This is a genomic window from Georgenia deserti, assembly GCF_042680605.1.
Lineage (GTDB): Bacteria > Actinomycetota > Actinomycetes > Actinomycetales > Actinomycetaceae > Allobogoriella > Allobogoriella deserti.
This window is the reverse complement of sequence record NZ_JBHUEE010000010.1, coordinates 69,803-91,550: the sequence shown is the minus strand read 5'-3', so window position 1 is coordinate 91,550 and position 21,748 is coordinate 69,803. Positions and strand designations below refer to the sequence as shown.

At 73.1% G+C, this 21,748-nt stretch carries 19 protein-coding genes; 3 read left to right on the top strand and 16 right to left on the bottom strand.

What is annotated here, in order from left to right; all coding sequences use genetic code 11:
• Positions 1 to 71 precede the first annotated feature (71 nt).
• Complete coding sequence (rpsT, locus tag ACFSE6_RS16755; protein WP_388009912.1) at positions 72 to 332, top strand: 30S ribosomal protein S20; 261 nt, start codon at positions 72 to 74, stop codon at positions 330 to 332.
• Between the two features lie 142 nt (positions 333 to 474).
• Here rpsT and ACFSE6_RS16750 read toward each other — a convergent pair whose 3' ends face one another.
• From ACFSE6_RS16750 to ACFSE6_RS16730, 5 genes are all read right to left on the bottom strand, one after another.
• Entirely contained in the window at positions 475 to 1,656 is a 1,182-nt protein-coding gene (locus ACFSE6_RS16750; RefSeq protein WP_388009909.1) for a glycosyltransferase family 4 protein, read from the bottom strand.
• Between the two features lie 120 nt (positions 1,657 to 1,776).
• Positions 1,777 to 2,778, bottom strand: coding sequence for a DNA polymerase III subunit delta (gene holA, locus ACFSE6_RS16745; protein ID WP_388009906.1), 1,002 nt, complete (start codon positions 2,776 to 2,778; stop codon positions 1,777 to 1,779).
• A gap of 54 nt (positions 2,779 to 2,832) precedes the next feature.
• Positions 2,833 to 3,471, bottom strand: a complete 639-nt coding sequence (locus tag ACFSE6_RS16740) for a response regulator transcription factor (protein ID WP_388009903.1) — start codon at positions 3,469 to 3,471, stop codon at positions 2,833 to 2,835.
• A 1-nt stretch (position 3,472) separates the two neighbouring features.
• On the bottom strand, positions 3,473 to 4,627 hold the full coding sequence (locus ACFSE6_RS16735; protein ID WP_388009900.1) for a sensor histidine kinase: 1,155 nt from the start codon (positions 4,625 to 4,627) through the stop codon (positions 3,473 to 3,475).
• Positions 4,624 to 5,295, bottom strand: a complete 672-nt coding sequence (locus ACFSE6_RS16730; protein WP_388009897.1) for a DUF2306 domain-containing protein — start codon at positions 5,293 to 5,295, stop codon at positions 4,624 to 4,626. Before ACFSE6_RS16730 ends, ACFSE6_RS16735 begins: the two co-directional genes overlap by 4 nt.
• Before the next feature lie 77 nt (positions 5,296 to 5,372).
• On the opposite strand from ACFSE6_RS16730, the gene ACFSE6_RS16725 reads away from it, so the two are divergent.
• Positions 5,373 to 6,017, top strand: coding sequence for a hypothetical protein (locus ACFSE6_RS16725; RefSeq protein WP_388009894.1), 645 nt, complete (start codon positions 5,373 to 5,375; stop codon positions 6,015 to 6,017).
• Between the two features lie 4 nt (positions 6,018 to 6,021).
• Here ACFSE6_RS16725 and ACFSE6_RS16720 read toward each other — a convergent pair whose 3' ends face one another.
• The 9 genes from ACFSE6_RS16720 to ACFSE6_RS16680 all read right to left on the bottom strand — a co-directional run bounded on the left by ACFSE6_RS16720 (position 6,022) and on the right by ACFSE6_RS16680 (position 18,616).
• Complete coding sequence (locus ACFSE6_RS16720) at positions 6,022 to 8,502, bottom strand: ComEC/Rec2 family competence protein (protein ID WP_388009891.1); 2,481 nt, start codon at positions 8,500 to 8,502, stop codon at positions 6,022 to 6,024.
• Positions 8,503 to 8,522: 20 nt separating this feature from the next.
• Entirely contained in the window at positions 8,523 to 9,350 is an 828-nt protein-coding gene (locus tag ACFSE6_RS16715) for a helix-hairpin-helix domain-containing protein (protein ID WP_388009888.1), read from the bottom strand.
• A 175-nt stretch (positions 9,351 to 9,525) separates the two neighbouring features.
• Complete coding sequence (locus tag ACFSE6_RS16710) at positions 9,526 to 10,533, bottom strand: aldose 1-epimerase (RefSeq protein WP_388009885.1); 1,008 nt, start codon at positions 10,531 to 10,533, stop codon at positions 9,526 to 9,528.
• Positions 10,530 to 11,585 (bottom strand): ArsA family ATPase, encoded by a 1,056-nt coding sequence (locus tag ACFSE6_RS16705; RefSeq protein ID WP_388009882.1) that lies wholly within the window; start codon positions 11,583 to 11,585, stop codon positions 10,530 to 10,532. The genes ACFSE6_RS16710 and ACFSE6_RS16705 overlap by 4 nt, the downstream gene beginning before the upstream one ends.
• A complete protein-coding gene (locus ACFSE6_RS16700; RefSeq protein ID WP_388009879.1) occupies positions 11,576 to 11,833 on the bottom strand; it encodes a cory-CC-star protein in 258 nt (85 codons plus the stop codon). The genes ACFSE6_RS16705 and ACFSE6_RS16700 overlap by 10 nt, the downstream gene beginning before the upstream one ends.
• Positions 11,830 to 13,530 (bottom strand): carbon starvation CstA family protein, encoded by a 1,701-nt coding sequence (locus tag ACFSE6_RS16695; protein WP_388009876.1) that lies wholly within the window; start codon positions 13,528 to 13,530, stop codon positions 11,830 to 11,832. The genes ACFSE6_RS16700 and ACFSE6_RS16695 overlap by 4 nt, the downstream gene beginning before the upstream one ends.
• A 131-nt stretch (positions 13,531 to 13,661) precedes the next feature.
• A complete protein-coding gene (leuS, locus tag ACFSE6_RS16690; protein ID WP_388009873.1) occupies positions 13,662 to 16,562 on the bottom strand; it encodes a leucine--tRNA ligase in 2,901 nt (966 codons plus the stop codon).
• A 175-nt stretch (positions 16,563 to 16,737) separates the two neighbouring features.
• Positions 16,738 to 17,184 (bottom strand): MarR family winged helix-turn-helix transcriptional regulator, encoded by a 447-nt coding sequence (locus ACFSE6_RS16685; protein WP_388009870.1) that lies wholly within the window; start codon positions 17,182 to 17,184, stop codon positions 16,738 to 16,740.
• Positions 17,185 to 17,302: 118 nt separating this feature from the next.
• Positions 17,303 to 18,616 carry an ABC transporter substrate-binding protein gene (locus ACFSE6_RS16680; protein WP_388009867.1) on the bottom strand — a complete coding sequence of 438 codons (1,314 nt, stop codon included), beginning with the start codon at positions 18,614 to 18,616 and terminating at the stop codon, positions 17,303 to 17,305.
• Between the two features lie 93 nt (positions 18,617 to 18,709).
• On the opposite strand from ACFSE6_RS16680, the gene ACFSE6_RS16675 reads away from it, so the two are divergent.
• Positions 18,710 to 19,159: an HIT family protein gene (locus ACFSE6_RS16675; RefSeq protein ID WP_388009864.1), complete on the top strand. Its 450-nt coding sequence runs from the start codon at positions 18,710 to 18,712 to the stop codon at positions 19,157 to 19,159.
• Between the two features lie 39 nt (positions 19,160 to 19,198).
• Here the strand turns inward: ACFSE6_RS16675 and ACFSE6_RS16670 are convergent, their stop codons facing one another.
• Both ACFSE6_RS16670 and ACFSE6_RS16665 read right to left on the bottom strand, forming a co-directional pair.
• Positions 19,199 to 19,933, bottom strand: a complete 735-nt coding sequence (locus ACFSE6_RS16670; RefSeq protein ID WP_388009861.1) for a vitamin K epoxide reductase family protein — start codon at positions 19,931 to 19,933, stop codon at positions 19,199 to 19,201.
• 57 nt (positions 19,934 to 19,990) lie between these two features.
• Positions 19,991 to 21,703 carry a metallophosphoesterase family protein gene (locus ACFSE6_RS16665; protein WP_388009858.1) on the bottom strand — a complete coding sequence of 571 codons (1,713 nt, stop codon included), beginning with the start codon at positions 21,701 to 21,703 and terminating at the stop codon, positions 19,991 to 19,993.
• Positions 21,704 to 21,748 lie beyond the last annotated feature (45 nt).

Below are 21,748 nucleotides of genomic sequence, written 5' to 3'. Positions count from 1 at the left end.
CCCGGTCGCGGCGATATCCCTCTGACGACCGTTGACAGATCGCTCCGGCGAACGCACAAGGAAGACCACACGTGGCGAACATCAAGTCCCAGAAGAAGCGCAACCTGACCAACGAGAAGCGTCGGCTGCGCAACAAGGCCGTGAAGTCCGAGCTCAAGACCTACGTGCGGCGCGTCCGCTCTGCGGTCGCCGCCGGCGACAAGGACGCCGCTGCGGCCGCGCTGCAGACCACCGGGCGCAAGCTCGACAAGGCCGCCAGCAAGGGCGTGATCCACCGCAACCAGGCGGCCAACCGCAAGTCCAAGCTGGCCAAGCAGGTCGCCAAGCTCTGAGGCGACACGGCCGCTGCGCGACGGCGCCGCACCCCGCACGGGTGCGGCGCCGTCGTCGTCTCATGTGCGGGGCACGGACGGCAGGAGGTACGCCGCGCTGTCCATGCGTGGGAGGACGAGGTTCCTGACGGACCGTGCGGATTCAGCCGACAGGCTGGCGGGCGAAGCCGACGACGTGTCGCTCGATGTCGCCGACCAGGCGGGCATCACGCTCCTCCGCCGCGTCGATGACCGCCGCGTAGTGCGCCAGCAGAGCGTCGCCGAGCGCGGTCCACGATCGCGGCAGTACTCGACGGCGCCCCGACTCGCCCGCCCGCGCCCGCAGCGCGGGGTCGTCCGTGAGCGTGCGGACCGCCGCGACGAGGGCGCCGTCGTCCTCCGGCGGGTAGAGGTAGCCGGTCTCGCCGTGATCGACCACGTCGAGCGGGCCACCGGCCGCAGGGGCGACGACGGGCACGCCGCTCGCCATCGCCTCCTGGAGGGTCTGCCCGAAGGTCTCGTGGGTGCCGGTGTGCACGAAGACGTCGAGCGCCGCGTACGCGTCGGCGAGGTCGTCACCGTCCAGCCGGCCCAGGAACGTGGCGCCCGGCAGTCGGCGCTCGAGTGCCGTGCGGGCGGGGCCGTCCCCGACGACCACGAGGCGGACGCGCGGGTCGGTGAGGGCGGCGAGGCGTTCCACGCGCTTCTCCGGCGCCAGTCTCCCGACATAGCCGACGACGATCGCATCCGGGCCGGCGCCGGTCAGGACGCACTCGCGCAGCCTCCGGCACGCCTGACCGGCGCGCCGGTTCGGGTGGAACGTCTCGGCGTCGACGCCGCGACCCCACCAGGCGGTGCGGGTGATGCCGTTGGCGGCCAAGTCGGCGAGCGTGGCGCTGGAGGGCGCCAGGGTCAGGTCCGCGTGGTTGTGCACCGTGCGCAGCCAGCGCCAGATGCCCGGTGCGGTGGCGCGCAGACCGTACTTGCGGGCGAACCCGGCGACGTCGGTCTGAAACACGGCGAGGGTGGGGATGCGCCGCCGCCTCGCGACGGTGAGGGCTTGGGCACCGAGACCGAAGGGCGCCGCCGCGTGCAGCACGTCGGGCCGGAACGTCTCCAAGTGGCGGACCAGCGTGGGACTGGGCACCCCGGCGCGGAATCCCCGGTAGTTGAACGAGGGCACCTGGCGGACCGGGAATCCGCGGTAATGGGCCGGCGCCGGTCCCGGGCACACGACCATCGCCTCGTGGCCGCGCGCAGACAGGTGATCCAGCACCCGCAGGACGGAGGTGGTGACGCCGTTCGCTGACGGGAGGAAGGACTCGGTCACGACCGCGACTCGCACACTCTTACGGTCGCGCGACCAGGTGGCGGGACGGCGACGACCTGCGAAGGCGGCGGTGACGTGTCGGTGAACGATCGGTACCGGTCCACGGCCGGTGCGGCAGCACGCGCCGGCAGGAGCTCAGCGGCCGCGGGCCGCGGCGATCCGAAGCACGGCGCGTTCGACGGCGAACACCGGATCGCGCCCCTGGCCCTTGACCTCGGCGTCCGCCGCCGCCACCGCCGTGATCGCGTCGGCGAGCCCTTCCGGCGTCCAGCTTCCGAGCTCACGGCGCGCACGGTCGACCTGCCACGGCGCGAGTCCGAGTTCGCCGACCGAGACGCCGGAGCGGCCGCGGGTGGCCGCGACCTTGGCCATGGTGCGCAGCTTGAGCGCCAGCGCGGCCACGACGGGAACCGGCCCGGTGCCGGTGGCGACGGCGTGCCGCAGCAGCGCCACCGCCTCGCCCGGGTTTCCGGCGATGGCGGCGTCGGCGACGGCGAACCCGGTCGCCTCGACCCGGCCGCCGTAGTACTGCCGGACCGTCTCGGCGGTGACGGTGCCGGTGGTGTCGGACAGCAATTGGTCGGTCGCCGAGGCGAGCTCGCGCAGATCCGCCCCGGTGGCTTCGACGAGGGCCTGTACGGCGTCCGGTTCGATACGCCGCCGCGCGCGGGAGAAGTCGGCGCGGACGAAGTCGGCCTTGTCGTTGTCCCGCTTGATCGGGTCGCACGCGACGACCGGATGGCCCTCGGCGGCGACGGCGTCGAGCAACTTCTTGCCCCGGGTTCCGCCGTTGTGGCGGATGATCAGCCAGACGTCGTCCGGGACGGCCTGCAGGTAGGTCAGACCGTCGGTGAGAAACGCCTCGGACATCGCCTCGGCGCCGTCGACGACGACGCACCGCCGCTCGCCGAACAGCGACGGGCTGGCGACCATCTCGAGCTGCCCCGACTCGTAGGCGGCGGCCTCGAACCGAGTCACCTCGACACCGGGGTCACGGGTCCGGGCCTGGTCGAGGAGTCGGGTCACGGCACGGTCGGCGAGCAGTCCTTCCGAACCGCGGACCAGGACGACGGGTGCGAGCTCGACCCGGTCCCAGGTCAGGCCGGGCGCGGAGGAACGGCGGCGTGAGGGGGGCACGGCCCAAGACTGCCACGACCCGCCGACGTCCCGGTCACCGGGCCCGGGGCGCTCTCAGCTGCTGTGGCCGCTGCGGTAGGCCCACCGCGCCACCTCCACCCGGTTGCGGGTCCCGGTCTTCGCCATGATCGCGCCGAGGTGGGTCTTGACGGTACTGAGGCCGAGGTGGAGCTCGTCGCAGATCTCGGTGTTGGTGCGGCCGGCGGCGACCAGGCGCAACACGTCCTGCTCGCGGTCGGTCAGCGGTTCGGCCGGCGGCGGCGCCGCCGGCGCCGCGCGGGCGAAGTGCCGCAGCAACCGGACGGTGACGGCCGGGTCGATGAGGGCATCGCCCGCGGCCGCGGCGGTGACCGCCTGCAGCAGCATCTCCGGTCCGGTGTCCTTAAGCAGGAAGCCGCGCGCCCCGGCGGCGAGGGCGTCGTCGACGTGCTCGTCCAGGTCGAAGGTCGTGATGACGACGACGGGCATCGGGTCGGCCATGTCCGGGCCGGCGAGGAGCCGGGTGGCCGCGACGCCGTCCAGGACCGGCATGCGGATGTCCAGGACGCACACGTCGGGGCGATGCCGCCGGGCGAGGTCGACCGCCCGCCGCCCGTCGCCGGCCTCGGCCACCACCTCGATCCCCTGGAGCTCAAAGATGGTGCGCAGCCCGGTGCGCACGATCTCCTGGTCGTCGGCGATGAGGATGCGCATGTCACGCCTGCCGCGCGGGCAGGTGGGCGGCGACCCGCCAGCCGCCGCCGGGCGCGGGTCCGGCGTCGCAGGTGCCGCCGAGCAGGCCGGCGCGTTCGCTCATGCCGAGCAGGCCGTAACCGGGGGCGGTGGGGCCGGCGTGGCCCGGGGCGCCGTCGTCGGTGACGACGAGGTCGAGTGCGCGGCCGGTACAGGTCAGCCGCACGTCGATCCGGGTGGCGCCGCGGGCGTGTCGGCGGGCGTTGGTGACCGCTTCCTGGGCGATCCGGTAGGCGGCCGCGGCGGCGGCCGGCCCGGGAACGCCGTCGCCATCGCCGTCGACCTCGATGGCGACGGTGACGGCCGGCGGCCCGTCGGTGGCGAGCCGGCGCACATCGGTCAGCCCCGGCGCCGCGGGCGAGTCCTCGCCGCGGAGGAGCTGGACCGCGCCGCGCATCTCGCGCAGCGCGGCCCGGGCCTCGGATTCGATGACGGCCAGGTGGCCGGCGACCGTCTCGCCGGCGCCGGTGCGGGCGGCGAGCCGGCCGGCCTGGGCGCGCACCGCGACGGCGGAGACGTGGCGCGCGACGGTGTCGTGCAGGTCCCGGGCGATCCGCTCGCGTTCCTGGGCGCGGACGCGCTCGGTCCGCCGCGCGGCCGCCGCGGCCCGGGCCCGGACCGCCTCACCGGCCGCAATGAGCAGGAGCAGCACGGCGGAGCCGCCGACGATGTCGCCGACCGGCGGTTGCCGGACGACGGCGCTCAACACCTGGCCCGCCACCAGCAGCCCGCCGCCGAGGACGATGGCGCGACCGGAGCCCCAGCGCACCAGCGCGTACGGCACCAGCAGCAGCCCGGCGGCCGCGAAGAACACCGGTTCCGGCTCGCCCGCCAGGCGCCAGCTCACCTCGAAGGCGGCGCCGATCGCCATGACGACCGCGACGACGGTCAGCGGATGCGTGCGCCGCCACGGCAGCGCGAGGAGGGGCGCGGCGTGGGCCAGGGTAGTCAGGACGGGCCGATCGACGTCGCCGCGGATGACGCCCTCGGTGACCGCGGCGGCGACCAGCACGGCGACACTGGCGGCGTCGATCCACGACGGCCCGGGCGGGCCGGGCGCACGCGGACGTCGCCACAGGGCAAGCAGTCCGCCGCGCACCCCCCGGATGCTACTCATCGGCGCCGCCGCCGGATGACCACCTCGGCGACGACCGCGTTGATGAGCCAGCCGGCGTCCATCGCCAGCAGCCGGCCGAGCTGGGTGACCTCGAGGCCGAGGATGGGGAAGGGCAGGTGGGTGAAGGCCTGGGTGCCGGCCCCGAGCGCGAGGGCGTAGGCGCGGGTCATCCAGGCACCGTGGCCGCGGTAGTCGTGGCGGCGCAGGTCCCGGATCGCGAGAGTCAGGAACAGCGCCATGGCGACGCTCACCACCATCCGCGAGACGTCCAGCAGGCCGCGGTCCAGGGGCGGCATCTCGTACGCCAGGACCATCCAGGCGCCGGTGCCGGCGACGACGAATCCCATCGGGACCAGCAGCAGCCCCGTGCGACGGTGCCAGCGGATGCGTCGCCCGCGGCGCAGGGGCCTGGCGTGCTGGAGGGCGCCGAGGACCGCGTAGAGGCTGGCGGCGGCGATGTGCACCAGGATGGTGACCGGATCGGCCAGGAAGCGGGCGTTCTCCGGCGTGGGCGGCTGATCGGCGGCGATCTCCATCACCCGCACCGCCCCGCCACCGAGCGGGATGACCGCCAGCAGGAGCAGGCCCGCGGGCGCGAGCCAGTCGCGGAACGCGGGACGTCGCCGGGCGGTGACTCGGCGAGGGGCGCTCGGGGGACGAGTAGTCATGCGACGAGCATCGTCCCGGCCGCCGCCGACGCGGATCGGCCGACCGGTCGCACTCCGCCGGCCGATAGGCTACGCCGGTGTCCCTCCCCCGAGCCCTGCGGGCCCACCGGCGCGAGCTCGGTGACGCCGTGACCGTCTACCGCAATCGTCCCGGGGCCGTGACATACGTGATCGCCTTCCTGCTGTGGGCGGTCATGCCGGTCGGCGTCATCGTGAATGCCGATGAGCAGATGGTCGCGAACGTCCTGCCGCCCGTGATCTGGGGCGTCATCGTCATCGTCATCGTGGTCATGCTCGGCGGCGAGGTCCTGGTGGTGTGCGAGCGCGGCCTCGTCGTCGGGTCCGTCGCGCCGCTGCTTCGCCCCTCGGCCGTGCCGTACGCCCATCTCGTGCCCGGGACGGTGGTGCCCATCCTGCAGGCACGGCGGTTCTCGTCGACGACGGGCAGGTTCTGGGCGGTCAGGACCACCCGGACCGGGTGGTGGGACAGCACCGCCATCTCCTTCCTGGCGGACCCGTCGCTCGGCAGGGTCCCGGCAGTGTCCGACTGGTGGTTCGTCGGGACCGGCCGCACGGACCCCGGCGAGGTGACGGCGCAGATCGCCCGTGCGGCTCACCGGGCCGGCTTCGACGCGCTGGCCGCCGCCACGGCCGCGGCCGAGCCACGTGCGCTCACGGGCACACGCGAGGACGCGGCGCGCCTCATGCCGGGCTTCACCTGAGCGATCACCTCGGACATGCCGCGCTGACCGCGAGCTCCGGGCGCGCCACGAGGGTGATGGGGCCGCACTCGTCGGTGCGCAGGACGGCGCCGTGCGGGCGGTACAGGTCGAGGGCCGTCGCTGCCGGGTGGCCGTAATCGTTGTCGGCGCCGACGCTGACCAGGGTGACCCGGGGTGCCAGGGCCGCGGCGAGGCCGGGATGCTGCCGGGGTGAGCCGTGGTGGGCCATGACGACGACGTCCGGCGGGTCCCGCCCGGCGGCGCGCACGGCGCGCAGCACACCGGCCTGCCCGTCGAGCTCCACGTCGCCGAGAGCGACCGCGCTCAGCTCCGGCGCCGCCAGGTGGACGGCGACGGACCGGTCGTTGACCGCGTCTGCCGGCAGGACGTCGGCGGCGGCCGACGTGGGCCAGAGCACCTCCCAGGACACGGCGCCCGAGCGGCCGGCGGCCGCGCCGCCGTCGGCCGTGGCCACCTCGGTCGGCACGTCCGCCGCGGCGAGCTGGGCGGCCACCGTCTCGACGGTGTGCCGCGGGGCCGTGGCAGGGCTGACCAGCGCACGGTCGACCTTGACGGCGGCGAGGACCTCCGGCAGCGCCCCGACGTGATCGCTGTGCGGGTGAGTCAGCACCAGCAGGTCGAGCCGGTCCGTACCGGTGCTGGTCAAGCAACCGGCGGGGTCGGAGCCGGCGGGTCCGACGTCGACCATGACGGCGGCGGACGGGCCGGAGCGGAGCAGGAACGCCGAGCCCTGTCCGACGTCGCACTGCGCGGCGACCCAGTTCGACGCCGGGCCGGCACCCGGCAGGATCCCGGCGACGGCCTGCCGCGGTCCCGGCATGACGAGCAGCAGCGCGGCGGCGATGGTGGCCGGGAGCCACGGTCTGGGCCGGGGCGGGCCGACCCGCGCGAGGGCGGCCAACCCGAGCGCCGTGAGCAGCGCCAACCCGAGCACCCCGGCGACCGTCCCCGGCCAGGGCAGCGCCGCGCCGGGCAGACCCGCGAAGGTGCGTGCCGCGAGAGCGATCCACCAGGCCGGACCGGCCGCCGCCGCGGCCAGCACGCCGCCGCCCGCGGGCCAGAGCGAGGCCACGAGCGCCGCGGACACGCCGAGGACGGTGGCGGGCGGCACGGCCGGCGCGGCCATCACGTTCGCCGGGACCGCGTACGGGGCCAGCGCGGGTTGCAGCAGCAGGACGACCGGCCCGCAGGCGGCCTGGGCGGCACCGGGGACCGCCACTACGGTGGCGAGCCAGCGCGGCATCACGTGGGAGAGCCACCGGGCCCACGGACGGGCGAGCAGCACGAGGCCGGCGGTGGCCAGGACGGACAGCGCGAACCCGTAGGAGCGGGACATCCACGGGTCGGCGAGCAGGAGCAGCACGACGGCGGTGCACAGGGCGGGCAGCGCGCGGGAGGGCCGGCCGAGCAGCAGGCCGGTGAGCACGACGGCGCCCATGAGGGCGGAGCGGCTGACGCTGGGTTCCGGCCGCACGAGCGCCACGAAGGCGACCAGCGCGACCGCGCCGACGACGGCGCGGGCGCGGCGGGGCATCCAGGCACAGACCGCGAGCACGGTGCCGAGCACGATGGCGACGTGCGCTCCGGAGACGGCCGTCAGGTGCGTCAGGGCGGTGGTCCGCATGTCCTCGGTCAGGCCGGTCGGCACGGCACGGTCGTCCCCGACCGCGATGCCGGGGACGAGACCACGGGCGTCGGGCGGCAGGTCCGCGGCGGCCTCGCGCAGGCTTGCGCGGATGTGGTTGACGCCGCGCAGGTGCCACGGCGGGCGGGCGAGCCGGTCGGGTTCGCGGTCCGTGCTGAGCAGGGCGACCGCCTCCTCGCCGGGCGCCGTCGGGGTCGGGGTGGCGCGGACCCGGATCTCCTCGCCGAGGGCGAGGTCCCCCCAGCTGCCGGGCCCGAGGACCACGACCTCCGCGTCGGCGGCGGAGACGCTGCCGCGGCCGGAGACCTCGGTGGCACCGACGGTCACCCGGAACCGGCCGGCGTCGTCCCACTCGCGGGCGGCGATCGGCTGGGGCTCGTCGAGGACGCGGCCGGTGAGGTCGGCGGCAGCGCCGCGGTCGACGAGGTCGGCGAGCAGCCCGCTGGAACGCGCGTGGGACTGGGCGGCCGTCGAGGTCAGCACGGCCGCGACCACCATGGCAGCGAGCAGCACCGCACCGGCCGGCGGGGCGAGCGGGGCGGCGCGGTGACGGCCGCCGGTGCGTCGTCGGCGCACCAGCGCGGCCGCGGCGATCCCGGCGATGGCCAGGCACGCCCCGGCCCCCGCGAGGGCGGTGGCGGGCGCGGCGGCCACCGCGGCGAGGGCGGCCGCCCAGCTCAGCAACGCCGCCGGGACGAGACGCGCGTCGACCGGGGACGGCGGTGGTCCGTCGTCGCCCGAGTCGCGGCCGCGTCCGGCCCGGCGTCCGGCCGTGATGGCGTGGGCGCCCGCGGCGCTGTCCACGTCCGGGCCCGTCACATCGTCACCAGGGGGCGCCGTCAGACCGTCACCAGGGGGCGCAGGCGCTCCATCGTCGCGGGCCCGATGCCGGAGACGAGCTCGAGGTCGTCGACACTGGCGAACCCGCCGTTGGTCTCGCGCCACTCCAGGACAGCCGTCGCCAGGGCGGGGCCGATGCCGGGCAGCTCCTCGAGTTCGGCCGGTCCGGCGGTGTTGAGGTTCACCGGAGTCGGCTCGCCGCCGTCCCCGCTGCCGCCCGCCGATCCGCCCGCGGGTGTGTCCGCGCCGGTGGCCGGCGGGTCCTCGCCGACGGCGGGCACGTAGACCTGTTCACCGTCGGTCAGCACCCGGGCGAGGTTGACGGTCCCGAGGTCCGCCTCGGGCGTCGCTCCCCCGGCGCGTTCGACGGCGTCGGCGACGCGGGCGCCGGCGTCGAGCTCGACCACGCCCGGATCGGTGACGGCGCCCGCCACGTGGACGACGACGGTTCCGGCCGTTCCGGTCGGGTCCGGCTCCCCGGCGGGCTGCTCGGCCGGTTGCTCGGCGGGTGGCTCCGACGGTTCCGCGGCCGGCTCGTCACCCACCCCTGGTGCCGTTCGTGCCTCGCTCGGCGCGGCCTCGCCCGGCGGCGGCAGGGGCTCGGGTGCGCCAGGCGCGTTCCACCACGCGGCCAGCGCCACCGTGAGACCGAGGACGACCACCACCGCGCCGGCGATCAGGGCACTGCGCAACGTCGGCAGCCAGCGCTTCCGGGCCGGTGCGGTGGGCTCCTCCGGCTCGATCTCGAGGTGGCCGGCGCTGGCGGTGTACGCGGCCGACGCCAGCGCACGTAGCCGCGCGCCGCCGTCCCTGCGGTGGTTGTCCACGACCCCGGACGTTAGGGCGGCGAAGCCTCACGTCGCGGCCATGCGGTCACGGGCTGTGGACGAGCTGTCGCTCCGGGCACCGGTTGGGGACCCGGGTGCGGTCGCCGGCCCCGATGCGGTCCGTCGGATTCCGGCGCCCGCCCGTGCGCGCCATGGCGCGACACATCGGTGCCGGTCAGCCGCGCTGGTAGACCACGTCCGCGCGCAGGTGCCGGGTGCCGCCCGGCGGCACCAGCATGTCCTCGAGCTGTCGGTTCAGCGCGTCGGCGCCGAAGCTGCACGGTTCGACGGCCGCGGAGGCGCGCCGGTCCCGGTCGAGGGTGTCCCCCGTGAAGACATGCACGATCCGCGCCTCGTCGACGCGTTGCCAGAGCGTCAGGCGCGCGCCGGTGCGTGGTGAACTCAGCACGGAGGCGATGTTCCCGTCCGGGTCCGGCACGAGATCGGTGAACGCCTGGTCCAGCACGGTCTGCCCAATCGGGCTGAGCCCGACGGCTCCGGGCGGGTCCACGGGCTCGAAGGCGGCGTCTCCGGGGAGCGGGATGATGCCCTCGTCGGTGAGCACGCGGGTCCGGGCCGGGATGGTCAGGTGCAGCTCGTCGATCCGCTCGTGTCCGGGCAACCGGAAGTACGGGTGCCACCCCAGCCCGATCGGGGCGTCCTGCTCGCTCGCGTTGGTTCCCGTCATCTCGAACGTCAGGGCGTGCTCACCGTCGGGTCCGGCGACGAGCGTGTAGGTGACGGCGACGTCGACGGTGAAGGGGTACCCCGGATTGCGCTGCGGGGTGATGGCGGTGCGCAGGGTCAGGCTCGGCCCCGTCTCTCCTGGCGCGGCGTCCGCGTCGAATGTGGCATCGGTGACCAGGCCGTGCAGGCCGTCCCGCGCGCCGGCCTGCCCAGGTTCGACGTCGTGAACCTCGTCGCCGTAGCGGTAGCGGGCATCCGTGATCCGATTCGACCACGGGGCAAGGACCGCGTTGCGGTACCCGTTGTAGGTCTCCAGCTCCTCGACCGTGCGATAGCCGTCGAGGAGATCGGCGAACCCGCTGTCCTCCGGGACCTCCCAGGAGAGCAGGGTGGCGCCGCGGGCCGCGACCCGCAACCGCGCGCCGTTCTCGTGCGTCAGGGTCCACGTGGCCGGGTCGGCAGGCATCTGCGCGTGGGGCGTCGTCACATCGTTCACGGGTCCAACCTATCCGCCGTGCGGTCCGAGCCCGGGTCGGCCGCCGCGCCCATGGCGTCGGCCAGGCGGGCGACGCCGCCGACACCGAGCACGTCGCCCTCGAGCAGGGGGAGTTCCACGACGGGCACGGCAGGCAGGTGGCGGCGCAGGTGGTCGATCTGGCCGGTCTCCCCCCGACGGCGGGCGGCGAGGAACGGTCCGGCGTCGGGCGAACGTCGGTTGACCACGAGTGCGGACACCGCGAGGCCGGAGCGCGTGAGGTCCGCGTGGAGCTCGAGCGTCTCGAGCACCGGCACGCGCTCAGCGACCAGGACGATGACGAAGGCGGTGCGGCCGGCATCGGCCAGCAGGTCACGCAGTCCCGCGAGCCGGTCACGCCGCCGGGTGAGCAACCGGCGCAACTCCTCGTCGCGCGAGCCGCGGGACCCTTCCTCGGCGACCTTCCGCTCACCGGATCCGACGAGATCCACGCCGGCATCGTCCGGCGCCAGGCGCCGCAGGGCACGGCCGAAGCGGCCGGACCGGTGCTGGCGCCGCAGCAAGCCCTCGGTCCAGGCGGACATCGTCTCCGGCAGGCGCATCAGCCGGGCGGTGTGCCCGGACGGTGCCGTGTCGACGACGACGAGATCGTCGGTGGCCAGCGCGGACTCGATCGTCTCGGCGAGGCGGTCGAGGATGGCGGCCTCATGAGTGCCCGGGGCGTCACGGGCGAGCTCGATGTGGCGGTCCACCTCGCCGGCGAGGTGCTCCGGCATGTACCGGCGCATCGTGGCCCGCACCGCGGCCAGGTGCTCCTCGGTGGTCCGGACCGGGTCGATCTCCAGCCCCTCGAGCCGACCGGCACCGACCTCGGCCAGCGGGGTCCGCCGGTCTCCGACGGTCCGCTCCCACAGGTGGCCGAGGTTGTGCGCGGGATCGGTGGACACGAGGAGGACACGCCGGCCGGCCCGTGCCTGGGCGTAGGCGACCGCGGAGGCGACCGAAGTCTTGCCGACCCCGCCCTTGCCGCCCGCTAACAGCACGCGCCTGCCGGCGGCGAGGTTCAGCAGCACGCGACATGCTCCAACGGCGACCGCTCGATACCCATCCGGCGGTGCCAGTCGTGGAACCGCTCGTAGACCACGGGCAGCAGTTCCATCGTCTCGTACCCGGCCGGTGCCGGGACGCCGAGCGCCTCACCGAGGACGAGCAGGAGGAAGAGGTCGTCCTCGTCGCGGCGGGCCCGCGCGAAGCTGCGCCGGTACGGCGCGACGTAGAACTCGCGCAGACCCGCGGCGAGCCGCGCGGCGCGTGACGTCATCGTTGCGCCGCGGCCAGCGCGTCGTCCTCGGCGTCGTCGTCGGCCGGCGGGGCCTTGCGGGTGCGGTTCATGCCCGCGGCCGCCTCGACGATGACCCAGAGTGCGGCGATGAGGATGATGACATCCAGCACCACGAGCAACCAGTTGCCCTCGCGGTACCAGCCGCCGAGCTGGACGACGAGCGCGTACACAGTCATGGCGAGCAGGAACACGAGCGGCAGCAGCACGGGAAGCACCGGGCGCCGCTTGCGCATAAGCATGATGACGATAATCGAGAGCGTCAGACCGGCGAGCAGCTGGTTGGTGGTGCCGAACAGCGGCCAGATCGTCAGACCACCAGAGCCGTCCGCGCCGGCCCCGAAGGCGAGCCCGACGCCGGTGGCCAGCGCGATGAGGGTGGCCCCGACCGTACCGGGGCGGACGCCGACCAGTTCGGCCGCCTCCTGGATGACGTAGCGCTGCAGACGCACGCCGGTGTCCATCGTGGTGGCCGCGAACAGCACGGCGGTGGTGGCCAGAATGGTGGCGCTGAGGGACTCGGGCAGGCCCAGCCCGGAGTTGACGATCGCGCCGCCGCCCTGGACGAACGTCCCGGCGCCGCCAGCGCTGAAGCTCGTGTAGACCGCCTCCCAGTCGGCCAGGGTCCGGAAGCCCGCCGTCGTCGCGATGATGGCGCCTAGGGCGAGGAGACCCTCCCCCACGGCGCCGAAGTAGCCGACGAACCGCCCGTCGGTCTCCTTCGCGAGCTGCTTGGAGGACGTGCCGGAGGAGACCATGCCGTGGAAGCCGGAGACGGCCCCGCAGGCGATCGTCACGAACAGCAGCGGCACCAGGCTCGGGGCGTCATCCGGGACCGCGTCGTTGATCGCGGGGGCGACCATCGTCGGCGTGGCGATGAGCACGCTGACGTAGAGGATGCCCAGGGCGATGAACAGTTGCAGACCGTTGATGTAGTCGCGCGGCTGCAGCAGGACCCACACCGGCAGCGTCGAGGCAACACCGGCGTAGAGGAACAGCACGACCACCCAGAAGGCACTGGCCGAGAGGCCGAGCACCGTCTCGGGCAACTCGATCGGGAACCGGTCCCCCAGCAGGATCAGGCCGTACAGCGCGACGACGCCGACCACAGAAACGATCGGCAGCGAGACCTGGTATCGGTAGATGGCCTGGCCGATGAGCAGCGCGACGACGAGCGCGCCCCAGGCCGGGATGACCGCGGTCGGAGTATCCACGAGCAGCCCGGCGATGACCGTGGCGAACGTGGCGTTCACCATGAGCAGCAGCAGGAAGATGACGACGAGGAACAGGTTCCGGCCCCGTTTGCCGATGTAGCGGCCCGACAAGGCACCGATCGACTGGCCGCGGTTGCGCACCGACGCCCAGAGGGCTCCGAGGTCGTGCATCCCGGCGAAGAAGACCGTGCCGAGGGTGACCCAGAGGAAGGCGGGCAACCAGCCCCAGATCACGGCGACGGCGGGCCCCACGATCGGAGCGGCCCCGGCCACCGAGGTGAAGTGATGGCCCCACAGGACGTACTTGTTCGTCGGCACATAGTCGACGCCGTCCTGCATCGCGTGCGCGGGCGTGGTGCGCACCGGATCGAGCTTGTAGACGCGCGAGGCGAGGTACTTCGAGTAGAGGACATAACCGGCGAGCACCATGGCCACGCCGATCACGGCCAGCACGAGGGAGTTCATGTCGGGCTCCTGTCTGTCGACGTCGACACCAGGCGGGTTCGCCTTACGGACAACCCCTCATGCTAAAGCAGCCACCGGCCGAGCCGGTCGCGGCGCGCGGCCGGCTCGATCGACCGCCCGCCCAGAGCCGGCTACGCGGGCACGACGTTGACGAGCTTGGGTGCGCGCACGATGACCTTGCGCACGGTGCGCTCCCCGAGTGCGCGCTGCACGCCGGCCGCGGCCAGCGCCCGCTCGCGCAGCTCGTCCTCACCGATCGACGGCGGCACCTCCAGCCGGTCGCGGACCTTGCCCGCCACCTGCACCACGCAGGTCACGGTCTCCTCCACCAGCAGGGCAGGGTCCGGCGTCGGGAAGGGCTCGTGGGCCAGCGACTCCGGATGTCCCAGCCGGGACCACAGTTCCTCGGCGATGTGCGGGGCCACCGGAGCCACCATGAGCACGAGCGGCTCGACAGCCTCACGCGGGACGGTCTCCAGGGCGGTCAGGTGGTTGTTCAGCACGATCATCCGGGCGATCGCGGTGTTGACCCGCATCCCGGACATCTCGATCTCGACCTCGTCGATCGTCCTGGCCACCAGGCGCCGGGTCTCCTCGTCGGCCGGATCGTCGGTGACGACCGTCTCGCCCGTCGCCTCGTCCACGACGTTGCGCCACAGGCGCTGCAGGAACCGCTGCGAACCGACGACGGCACGGGTCTCCCACGGGCGGGAGTCGTCCAGCGGGCCCATGAACATCTCGTACACCCGGAACGTGTCCGCCCCGTACGAGGCGTACATCTCGTCCGGGGTGACGATGTTCTTCAGGGACTTGCCCATCTTCCCGTACTCGCGCCGGACCGGCTGGCCGTTCCAGGTGTAGGCCGGTTCGCCGCCGTCGGCGCCCTCGGACTCGACGACCTCATCGGCCGGGACGTACTGGCCGCGGGCGTCGGCGTAGGCATAAGCCTGGATGTAGCCCTGATTGAAGAGCTTGTGGAACGGCTCCGCCGAGGAGACGTGGCCCAGGTCGTAGAGAACCTTGTGCCAGAAACGGGCGTACAGCAGGTGCAGCACACCGTGCTCGACACCGCCGACGTACAGGTCCACCCCGCCGGACGGCTTGGTCTCGGTCGGTCCCATCCAGTACCGCTCGATCTCGGGGTCGACGATCGCCGTGTCGTTGCGCGGGTCCAGGTAGCGCAGCTCGTACCAGGACGACCCCGCCCAGTTCGGCATGGTGTTCAGCTCGCGCCAATAGGTCCGCAGCCCGTCGCCCAGGTCCAGCTCGACCTCGACCCACTCGGGGACGCGGCCCAGCGGGGGCTCGGGCTCGGACGTGGCGTCGTCGGGGTCGAAGGTGCGCGGGGAGTAGTCCGGGACATCCGGCAGCAGCACCGGCAGCTGGTCCTGCGGCAGGGCGTGCGGGGTCCCCTCGGCGTCGTAGACGATCGGGAACGGCTCGCCCCAGTACCGCTGGCGGGAGAACAGCCAGTCCCGCAGCCGGTACGTCGTGGTGCCGTGTCCGGTGCCGGTGCGCTCGAGCCAGTCGATGATCCGCGCCTTGGCCTCGGTCACGTCCAGGCCGTTCAGTGAGATCTCGTCGTTGGCGGAGTTGATGGTCTCGCCTTCGCCCGTATAGGCGCCGCCCTCGAAGCCGTCCGGCGGCTGCACAGTCCGCACCACCGGCAGGTCGTAGGCCTCGGCGAAGGCGAAGTCGCGCTCGTCCTCCGCGGGCACGGCCATGATGGCGCCGGTCCCGTAGCCCATCAGCACGTAGTCGGCGGTGAAGACCGGGATCTGTGCGCCGTTGACCGGGTTGGTGGCGTACACGCCGGTGAAGACGCCGGTCTTCGTGCGGTCGGCGTCCTGCCGTTCGGACTCCGTCTTCGCCGCCGCGGTGCGCTGGTAGGCGGCGACCGCCTCCTGCGGGTTCGCCGCACCGCCGGTCCAGGCGTCCTTCGTGCCCGTGGGCCACGCGGACGGCACGGCTCCGGCGCCGTCGGCGATCAGCGGGTGCTCCGGAGAGACGACCATGAAGGTGGCGCCGAACAAGGTGTCCGGGCGGGTGGTGAAGACCTCGAGCGTCTCGTCGGTCCCGGCGATCGGGAACGCCACCTCGGCGCCGGTGGATCGACCGATCCAGTTCCGCTGCATGGTGCGGATCTTCTCCGGCCAGTCGATCGTGTCGAGGTCGTCGATCAGGCGGTCGGCGTAAGCAGTGATCCGCAGCATCCACTGGCGCAGGCTGCGCTGGAAGACGGGGAAGTTGCCGCGTTCGGAGCGACCGTCCGGGGTGACCTCCTCGTTGGCCAGCACGGTGCCCAGCCCGGGGCACCAGTTCACCGGGGCCTCGGAGATGTAGGCCAGGCGCTGGGCGTCGATGAGCTCGCCCCGCTCGCGGGCGGACAGCTCTGCCCAGGGCCGCCCGTCCGGGGTGGGTCGGGTGCCGTCGGCGTACTCGGCCTCCAGCTCGGCGACAGGGCGGGCGCGCCCGACTCCCCCGTCCGGCCGCGGGGCCTCCGGGTCGTAGAACGAGTTGAAGATCTGCAGAAAGACCCACTGGGTCCACCGCATGAACTCCGGGTCCGTCGTGGCGAAGCTGCGCCGCTCATCGTGTGCCAGGCCCAGTCGCAGCAGCTGCGCCCGCATGGTGGCGATGTTCTGCTCGGTCGTGGTGCGCGGGTGCTGACCGGTCTGCACGGCGTACTGCTCGGCGGGCAGCCCGAAGGCGTCGTAGCCCAGGGCGTGCAGAACGTTCCTACCCTTCATCCGCTGGTAGCGGCCGATGACGTCGGTGGCGATGTAGCCGAGCGGGTGTCCGACGTGCAGCCCTTTCCCCGACGGGTAGGGGAACATGTCCATGAGGTAGAAGGTCTCGTCCGGCACCTCGCCGTCCGAGAAGTCCCCCGTGGGGTTCACGGCGTGGAAGGTCCCGCGCTCCGCCCAGCGCCGCTGCCAGGCCAGCTCGATCTCGTTCGCCATGGCGGCGGTGTACCGGTAGGGCGGGGCGTCCGTGCCGGCGGGCCGGCGAGTCTCGGTCTGGTTGGTCATCTCTTCCCTCGACGTCGGTGCGTGGTGGCGCTGGCGGCAGACATGAAAAGACCTCCCGGGCAGGGAGGTGAGCCGCGCTGCTGCGGCGCCGCGACCGGCGCCCGCTAAGGTCAGCGCGGCTGGATAAGGAGCTCCACCACGGCCGTCATGGGGACCAAGCCTAGCGCAGGCGTGGTCACGGACGGCGACGCAGTTTGGTGGTCAGTCGCGTCAGGGTGCGCAGCTCGTCCTCGGTCAGGGCCCCGCCGACGTGACGGCGAATGCTGCGCACGTGGCGGCGCGCGATGGATCGTTGCAGCGCGAGGCCGGAGTCGGTGAGCGAGACGATCAGTCCGCGGGCGTCGTCGCCGGCCCGTTCACGGTGGACGAGACCGCGCTGCTCCAGGCGTTCGACCATGCGGCTCATCGACGGCTGGGTGATGAGGATGTTCTCGTTCAGGTCGCGCAACCGCATGCGACCGCCATCGGCGCGGCTGAGGGTGAACAGGACGTCGTACTCGCGGGTGCGCAGCGGCGCGAAGTCCCCGCTCGCCTCGAACCGGCGCATCAGGGTCACCTGGGCGCGGAAGAGCGACTCCCATGCCTCTGCGGCGATCCGCGAGCCGGCCTCGTCCTCAGCCACGGCGCACCCCTCCCCTGGTCACCGACGTGTTCGCGGGGAACTCTACGGGCAACCGGGTCGCCGAGGCGGTGGCCGGTCGAACGGACCGGACGGCGGTGCCGAGGCGGCGACGGGCGCCTCAGCCGGCGATCATCGACTCCGCCTCGGCGACGAACTGGTCTGCCGCCTCCTCGGGGCTCGCACGTCCGAACAGCACCTCGAAGGTGAGCCGCTGGACGAGCGGCTCGATGTCGCTGGCACCCGCGGGCGTCAACGGTGGCGGGTCGCCGACCTCCCCGGAGACCTCGTCCAGGAAGGAGACGACCTCCTGGTCCTCGACGGTGAGCTCACCGGTGATCTCCTCGCGCACGGTGAGATTGCTCGGCACGCCACGTTCGGCGAGCAGGATCTCGCCCGCCTCGGTGGAGTTGGTGAGGAAATCGACGAACATCGCCGCCTCCTCCGGGTGCGCGGTTCCGGCCGAGACGGACCAGAACATCGAGGGCTTGTTGTAGGTGCCGCGGTCCCCCGAGCCGGTGGGCAACGGCGGCCGCAGGAGCACGAGCTCTTGCCCGCTGGAAGAGGTGAGCGCCCGGTACTGATTGGACCACCACGTGCCGAACGCGGCCTGGTTCGTGGCGGTGCCGCTCGCCTCCTGCCCGGCGTTGATCTGCTCCTGCGCGGTCGAGGCAGGGTTGGCTGCGCCGGACTCGGTGAGATCGAGCAGGTATTGCCAGAACGACGCCAGTGTCTCCCGGCTCGCACCGAGCTCACCGTCGTCGGTCCACAGCGTCTCGCCGTGCTGCTTGGCCCAGATCTGGAGCTGACTGTCCCCGTCACCGAGGTACTGGGTGCCGACAGCTCCGTCGACCTCGTCGCTGACCTGCTGGGACATCTCGGCGAGATCGTCCCAGGTCCAGCTCTCGTCCTCGGGAGGTTCCAGACCCGCCTCGGCAAGCAGATCGGCGTTGGCGATGACCGAGTAGGTGTTCACCGACGTGACGAGGCCGAACAGCTCACCGTCCACCTCGCCGGAGCCGAGCACCGTCGGGTCGATGTCGTCCGTACTGAGGCCTTCGAGGCTGTACAGGTCCAGCAGCGAACCCTGGTCGGCGTAGGTCCGCAGGTACTTCTCGTCCATCTGGATGACGTCCGGCAGGTCGTTGGCCGCTCCGGTGGTGGCCAGCCGGTCCCAGTAGGCGCTCCAGTCGGAGAACTCCGGATTGACGGTGATGTCCGGGTGCTCCGCCTCGAACGACTCGATGGCCTCCTGAGTGAGCTCGTTGCGGAGGTCGGCGCCCCACCAGGCGAAGCGCAGCTCGACCGGTCCGCCGTCGTCCTCGGCGGCGTCGTCGGCGGCATTCGGGGGGTCCTGGGCGCAGGCGGCGAGGGCGCCGCCCACGACAGCGACGGCGAGCGCGGCAGCCGGGAACCGTCGGGTGATGAGCCGCATGGCTTGTCCTCCACATCGAGGTGCGTAAGCGCTTTCACCACGAGGGTACGCCCCTGGCGTCGCCGTGGCGAGACCCCGTGCCACCATGAGGACATGAGCACCCTGTTCAGCAAGATCATCGACGGCGAGATCCCCGGGCGCTTCGTCTGGTCGGACGAGGTCTGCGTGACGTTCGCGACCATCGCGCCGATCACCGACGGCCACATGCTGGTGGTCCCCCGCGCCGAGGTCGAGGAGTACACCACCGCCGACGACGAGCTCCTCGCGCACCTGTCCGTGGTGGCGAAACGGATCGGGGCGGCGCAGCAGCGGGCGTACGGTGCTCCGCGGGCCGCGGTGATGGTCGCCGGCTTCGAGGTGGCGCACCTCCACCTGCACGTGCTGCCGGCGTGGGACGAGAATGCCCTGCGTTTCGACAACGCACGGCCCGACCTGCCGGCCGAGCAGCTCGACGCCGCCACCGAGCAGGTCCGTGCCGCGCTGCGCGAGAACGGCCATGGCGCCAACGTCCCGCCGGAGATGTCCTCGCCCGCCCTGGGCTGACACACGCCGCAGCGGCTCAGGCGTGCACCGCGGCTCGGTTCACGCGAAGACCAGCAGCCACTGGTTCCAGAAGACGACGGCGGCGACGATCACGACGGCGAGATACCAGACCGCCACGATCAACCAGCGGTCGAGCACGAGGAACCGCCGCAGCCGCTCCCCTACGCGCACATGGCCGGCCTGCACCGCGCGCGCGAGCACGTTGACGAAGATCGGGATCGTCACCACCCACACCACGAGGCAGTACGGGCAGAGCATCCGGATCGAGGCGAACGCCTGGTACTGGAACCAGAAGACGGCGGCGATCGCGCCGGTCGCGCCGACGGTCAGTGCCACCCAGAACCAGCGTGACGGCCGCACGCCGGCGAGGAACAGCACGCCAATGGTCATCACGGCGGTGAAGGCGACGGTGCCCACGACGGCGTTGGGGATGCCGAGGGCGTGCGCCTGCCAGGTGGTGATGAAGCTGCCGCACCCGATGAGCGGGTTGAAGTCGCAGGCGAGAGCAGCGTCGGGATCTCCGGCGACCGTGATCTCCGACAGCACGAGCTCGATCGAGGCCCACAGCCCCAGCAGCCCGCCGACGACGAGCAGCCAGGCCAGTTCCTTCGGCGCGCCGCCGGCCCGCTGATGCTCGCTCGGTCGCGACCTGTCGAGGCGGGCGAGCTCGGCGTCGAGCAGGTCGAGCTCGTCGTCGCCGTCCTCGGTCTCGGCGCCCGGGTGCGCGCCGACCTCCGAGTTCTCGACCTCACCGGCGGAGCTGGATCGCGTCACGAATCTTCCCTTCTCACTCGGGCCGCCGGGACGGGGCCCGTCAGCAGTATGCGACCTTCAGCCCGCCGAGGGGGCCACCGGGAACGGTTCCCACGCACCGATGTCGACCTCGGCGTCCGTACCGATGACGATCCGCCGGAAGTCCAGCGCCCGTCCGGTCTCGCGATCGAGCCGGAGCAGGGTGATCTCGGCGTCCGAGGTCAGGGGTCCGACGGTGGCGCCGCCGCCGGCGCCGCCACCGCTGGAGGTACTGACGTACCGCACGCCCTGGTCCAGGACCTCCGGCCCTTCGGTCCGGTGCCAGTGCCCGGACAGCTGCAGCGGGACGCAGCCACGTTCCATGCTCGCCAGACCGGCCCGCGGATTGTGCACGAGCAGCACGTCCACCGGGTCGCCCGCCTCACGCGCCTGGCAGGCCTGGTCCGCGAGGCGTTCGCCCATCTCGTCCACCGTCTCCTCACGCTCCTGGACCGTCCCCGAGCCGATCGAGGTCAGGGTGGGGTCGGTGTCCCCGAGGAAGCGGATGCCCTCGATCTCCGCGACGTCGCCGGACAGCACGTTCCAGCCGACGTTGCGCTCCTGCTCCGCCGTCTCGACCGAGTCGTGATTGCCGGTGGAGACCAGGACCGGGACGTCCGCTGGCAGGTCGCCCGCGATCGCGTCGATGCAGTACGACTCCACCGACGTACCGGTCGCGACCGTGTCGCCCGCGTCGAGCAGCGCTGCCGCACCAGTGTGCTCCAGAGCGGTACCGATCACGGTGCCCATGCCGACGTTGCAGTGCACGTCGGCCACCATGACGAACAGCACCGGGTCGAGGTCCTCCGGCGCCGGGAGCTCGCCGGCGGTCCCCTCGCCCGTGGCGGAGGTGGCGTCCGGTTCGTCCCCGGGCTCGGTGGCCTCCGGCGACGGTGGGACCTCACCGCGCGACGGGTCGGTCTCGCCTGGTTCCGGCAGGGCGACCGGAGCCGGGTCCGGTTCGGCGTCGAGGGCAGCCGCGAGGTTGTCCGCGGCGTCGGCGTAGAAGGCGTTGTTCTCCTCGACGGCCTCGCGGATCTGACCGCCGTAGACGGCGACGACGTCGGCCAGCCGCCCGGTGATGACGGCGCCTTCCAGCGGGGTGCCGTCCAGCACGGCCGGGCTGTACCCGGCCGGCTCGTCCCGGACCGTCGCGGGCACGACGACCGCGGCCGCGCCGCACACGAGGGCTGCCGATCCGAGCGCGGCCACCCCCGGGCGGGCCAGCGCGTGGCGGACCTCGTCACGCAGGTGGCCACCCGAGGCGAGCCGTCCGGCGGCGATGAGCACGAGCATCAGTGACCAGGCGACGGTCGTGCGCCCGAGGGCGTCGCTCACCAACGCCCGGACCGCGTTCGCGACCGCCGCCTCCGGGTGGGAGAACAGCTGACCGTACGCGGCCAGGTCAGCGAGCAATCCGGGGACGGGCGATTCGTCCGTGTCCGTGGGGTCGATGTCGGTCGGGATCTCGTGGACGACCACCTGGGCGCCCAGCGGGCCGGGTACGGGCGAGTCGATGATGACGGCGCCCAGTGGCCCCATCTGCAACGAGATCCGGCTGTCGAGCGTGACGTGGTAATCGGCTTCGTGCGGGCCGAGGGATGCCGTCGCCGAGGCGGAGCTCACCCCGAAGACGAGCGCCACGAGGCCCGTCCCCAGCAGGGCGAGTGCGGTGCGGATGGTCTTCCGCGTCACCGGACGCTGGCGGTGCCACCACTCCCAGCGGCGACGGGGGCCCGGTTGATCCTGCATCCCGAGCATTCTGCTATGTCCCTGCTCCCTGCGCGGACCGCACGG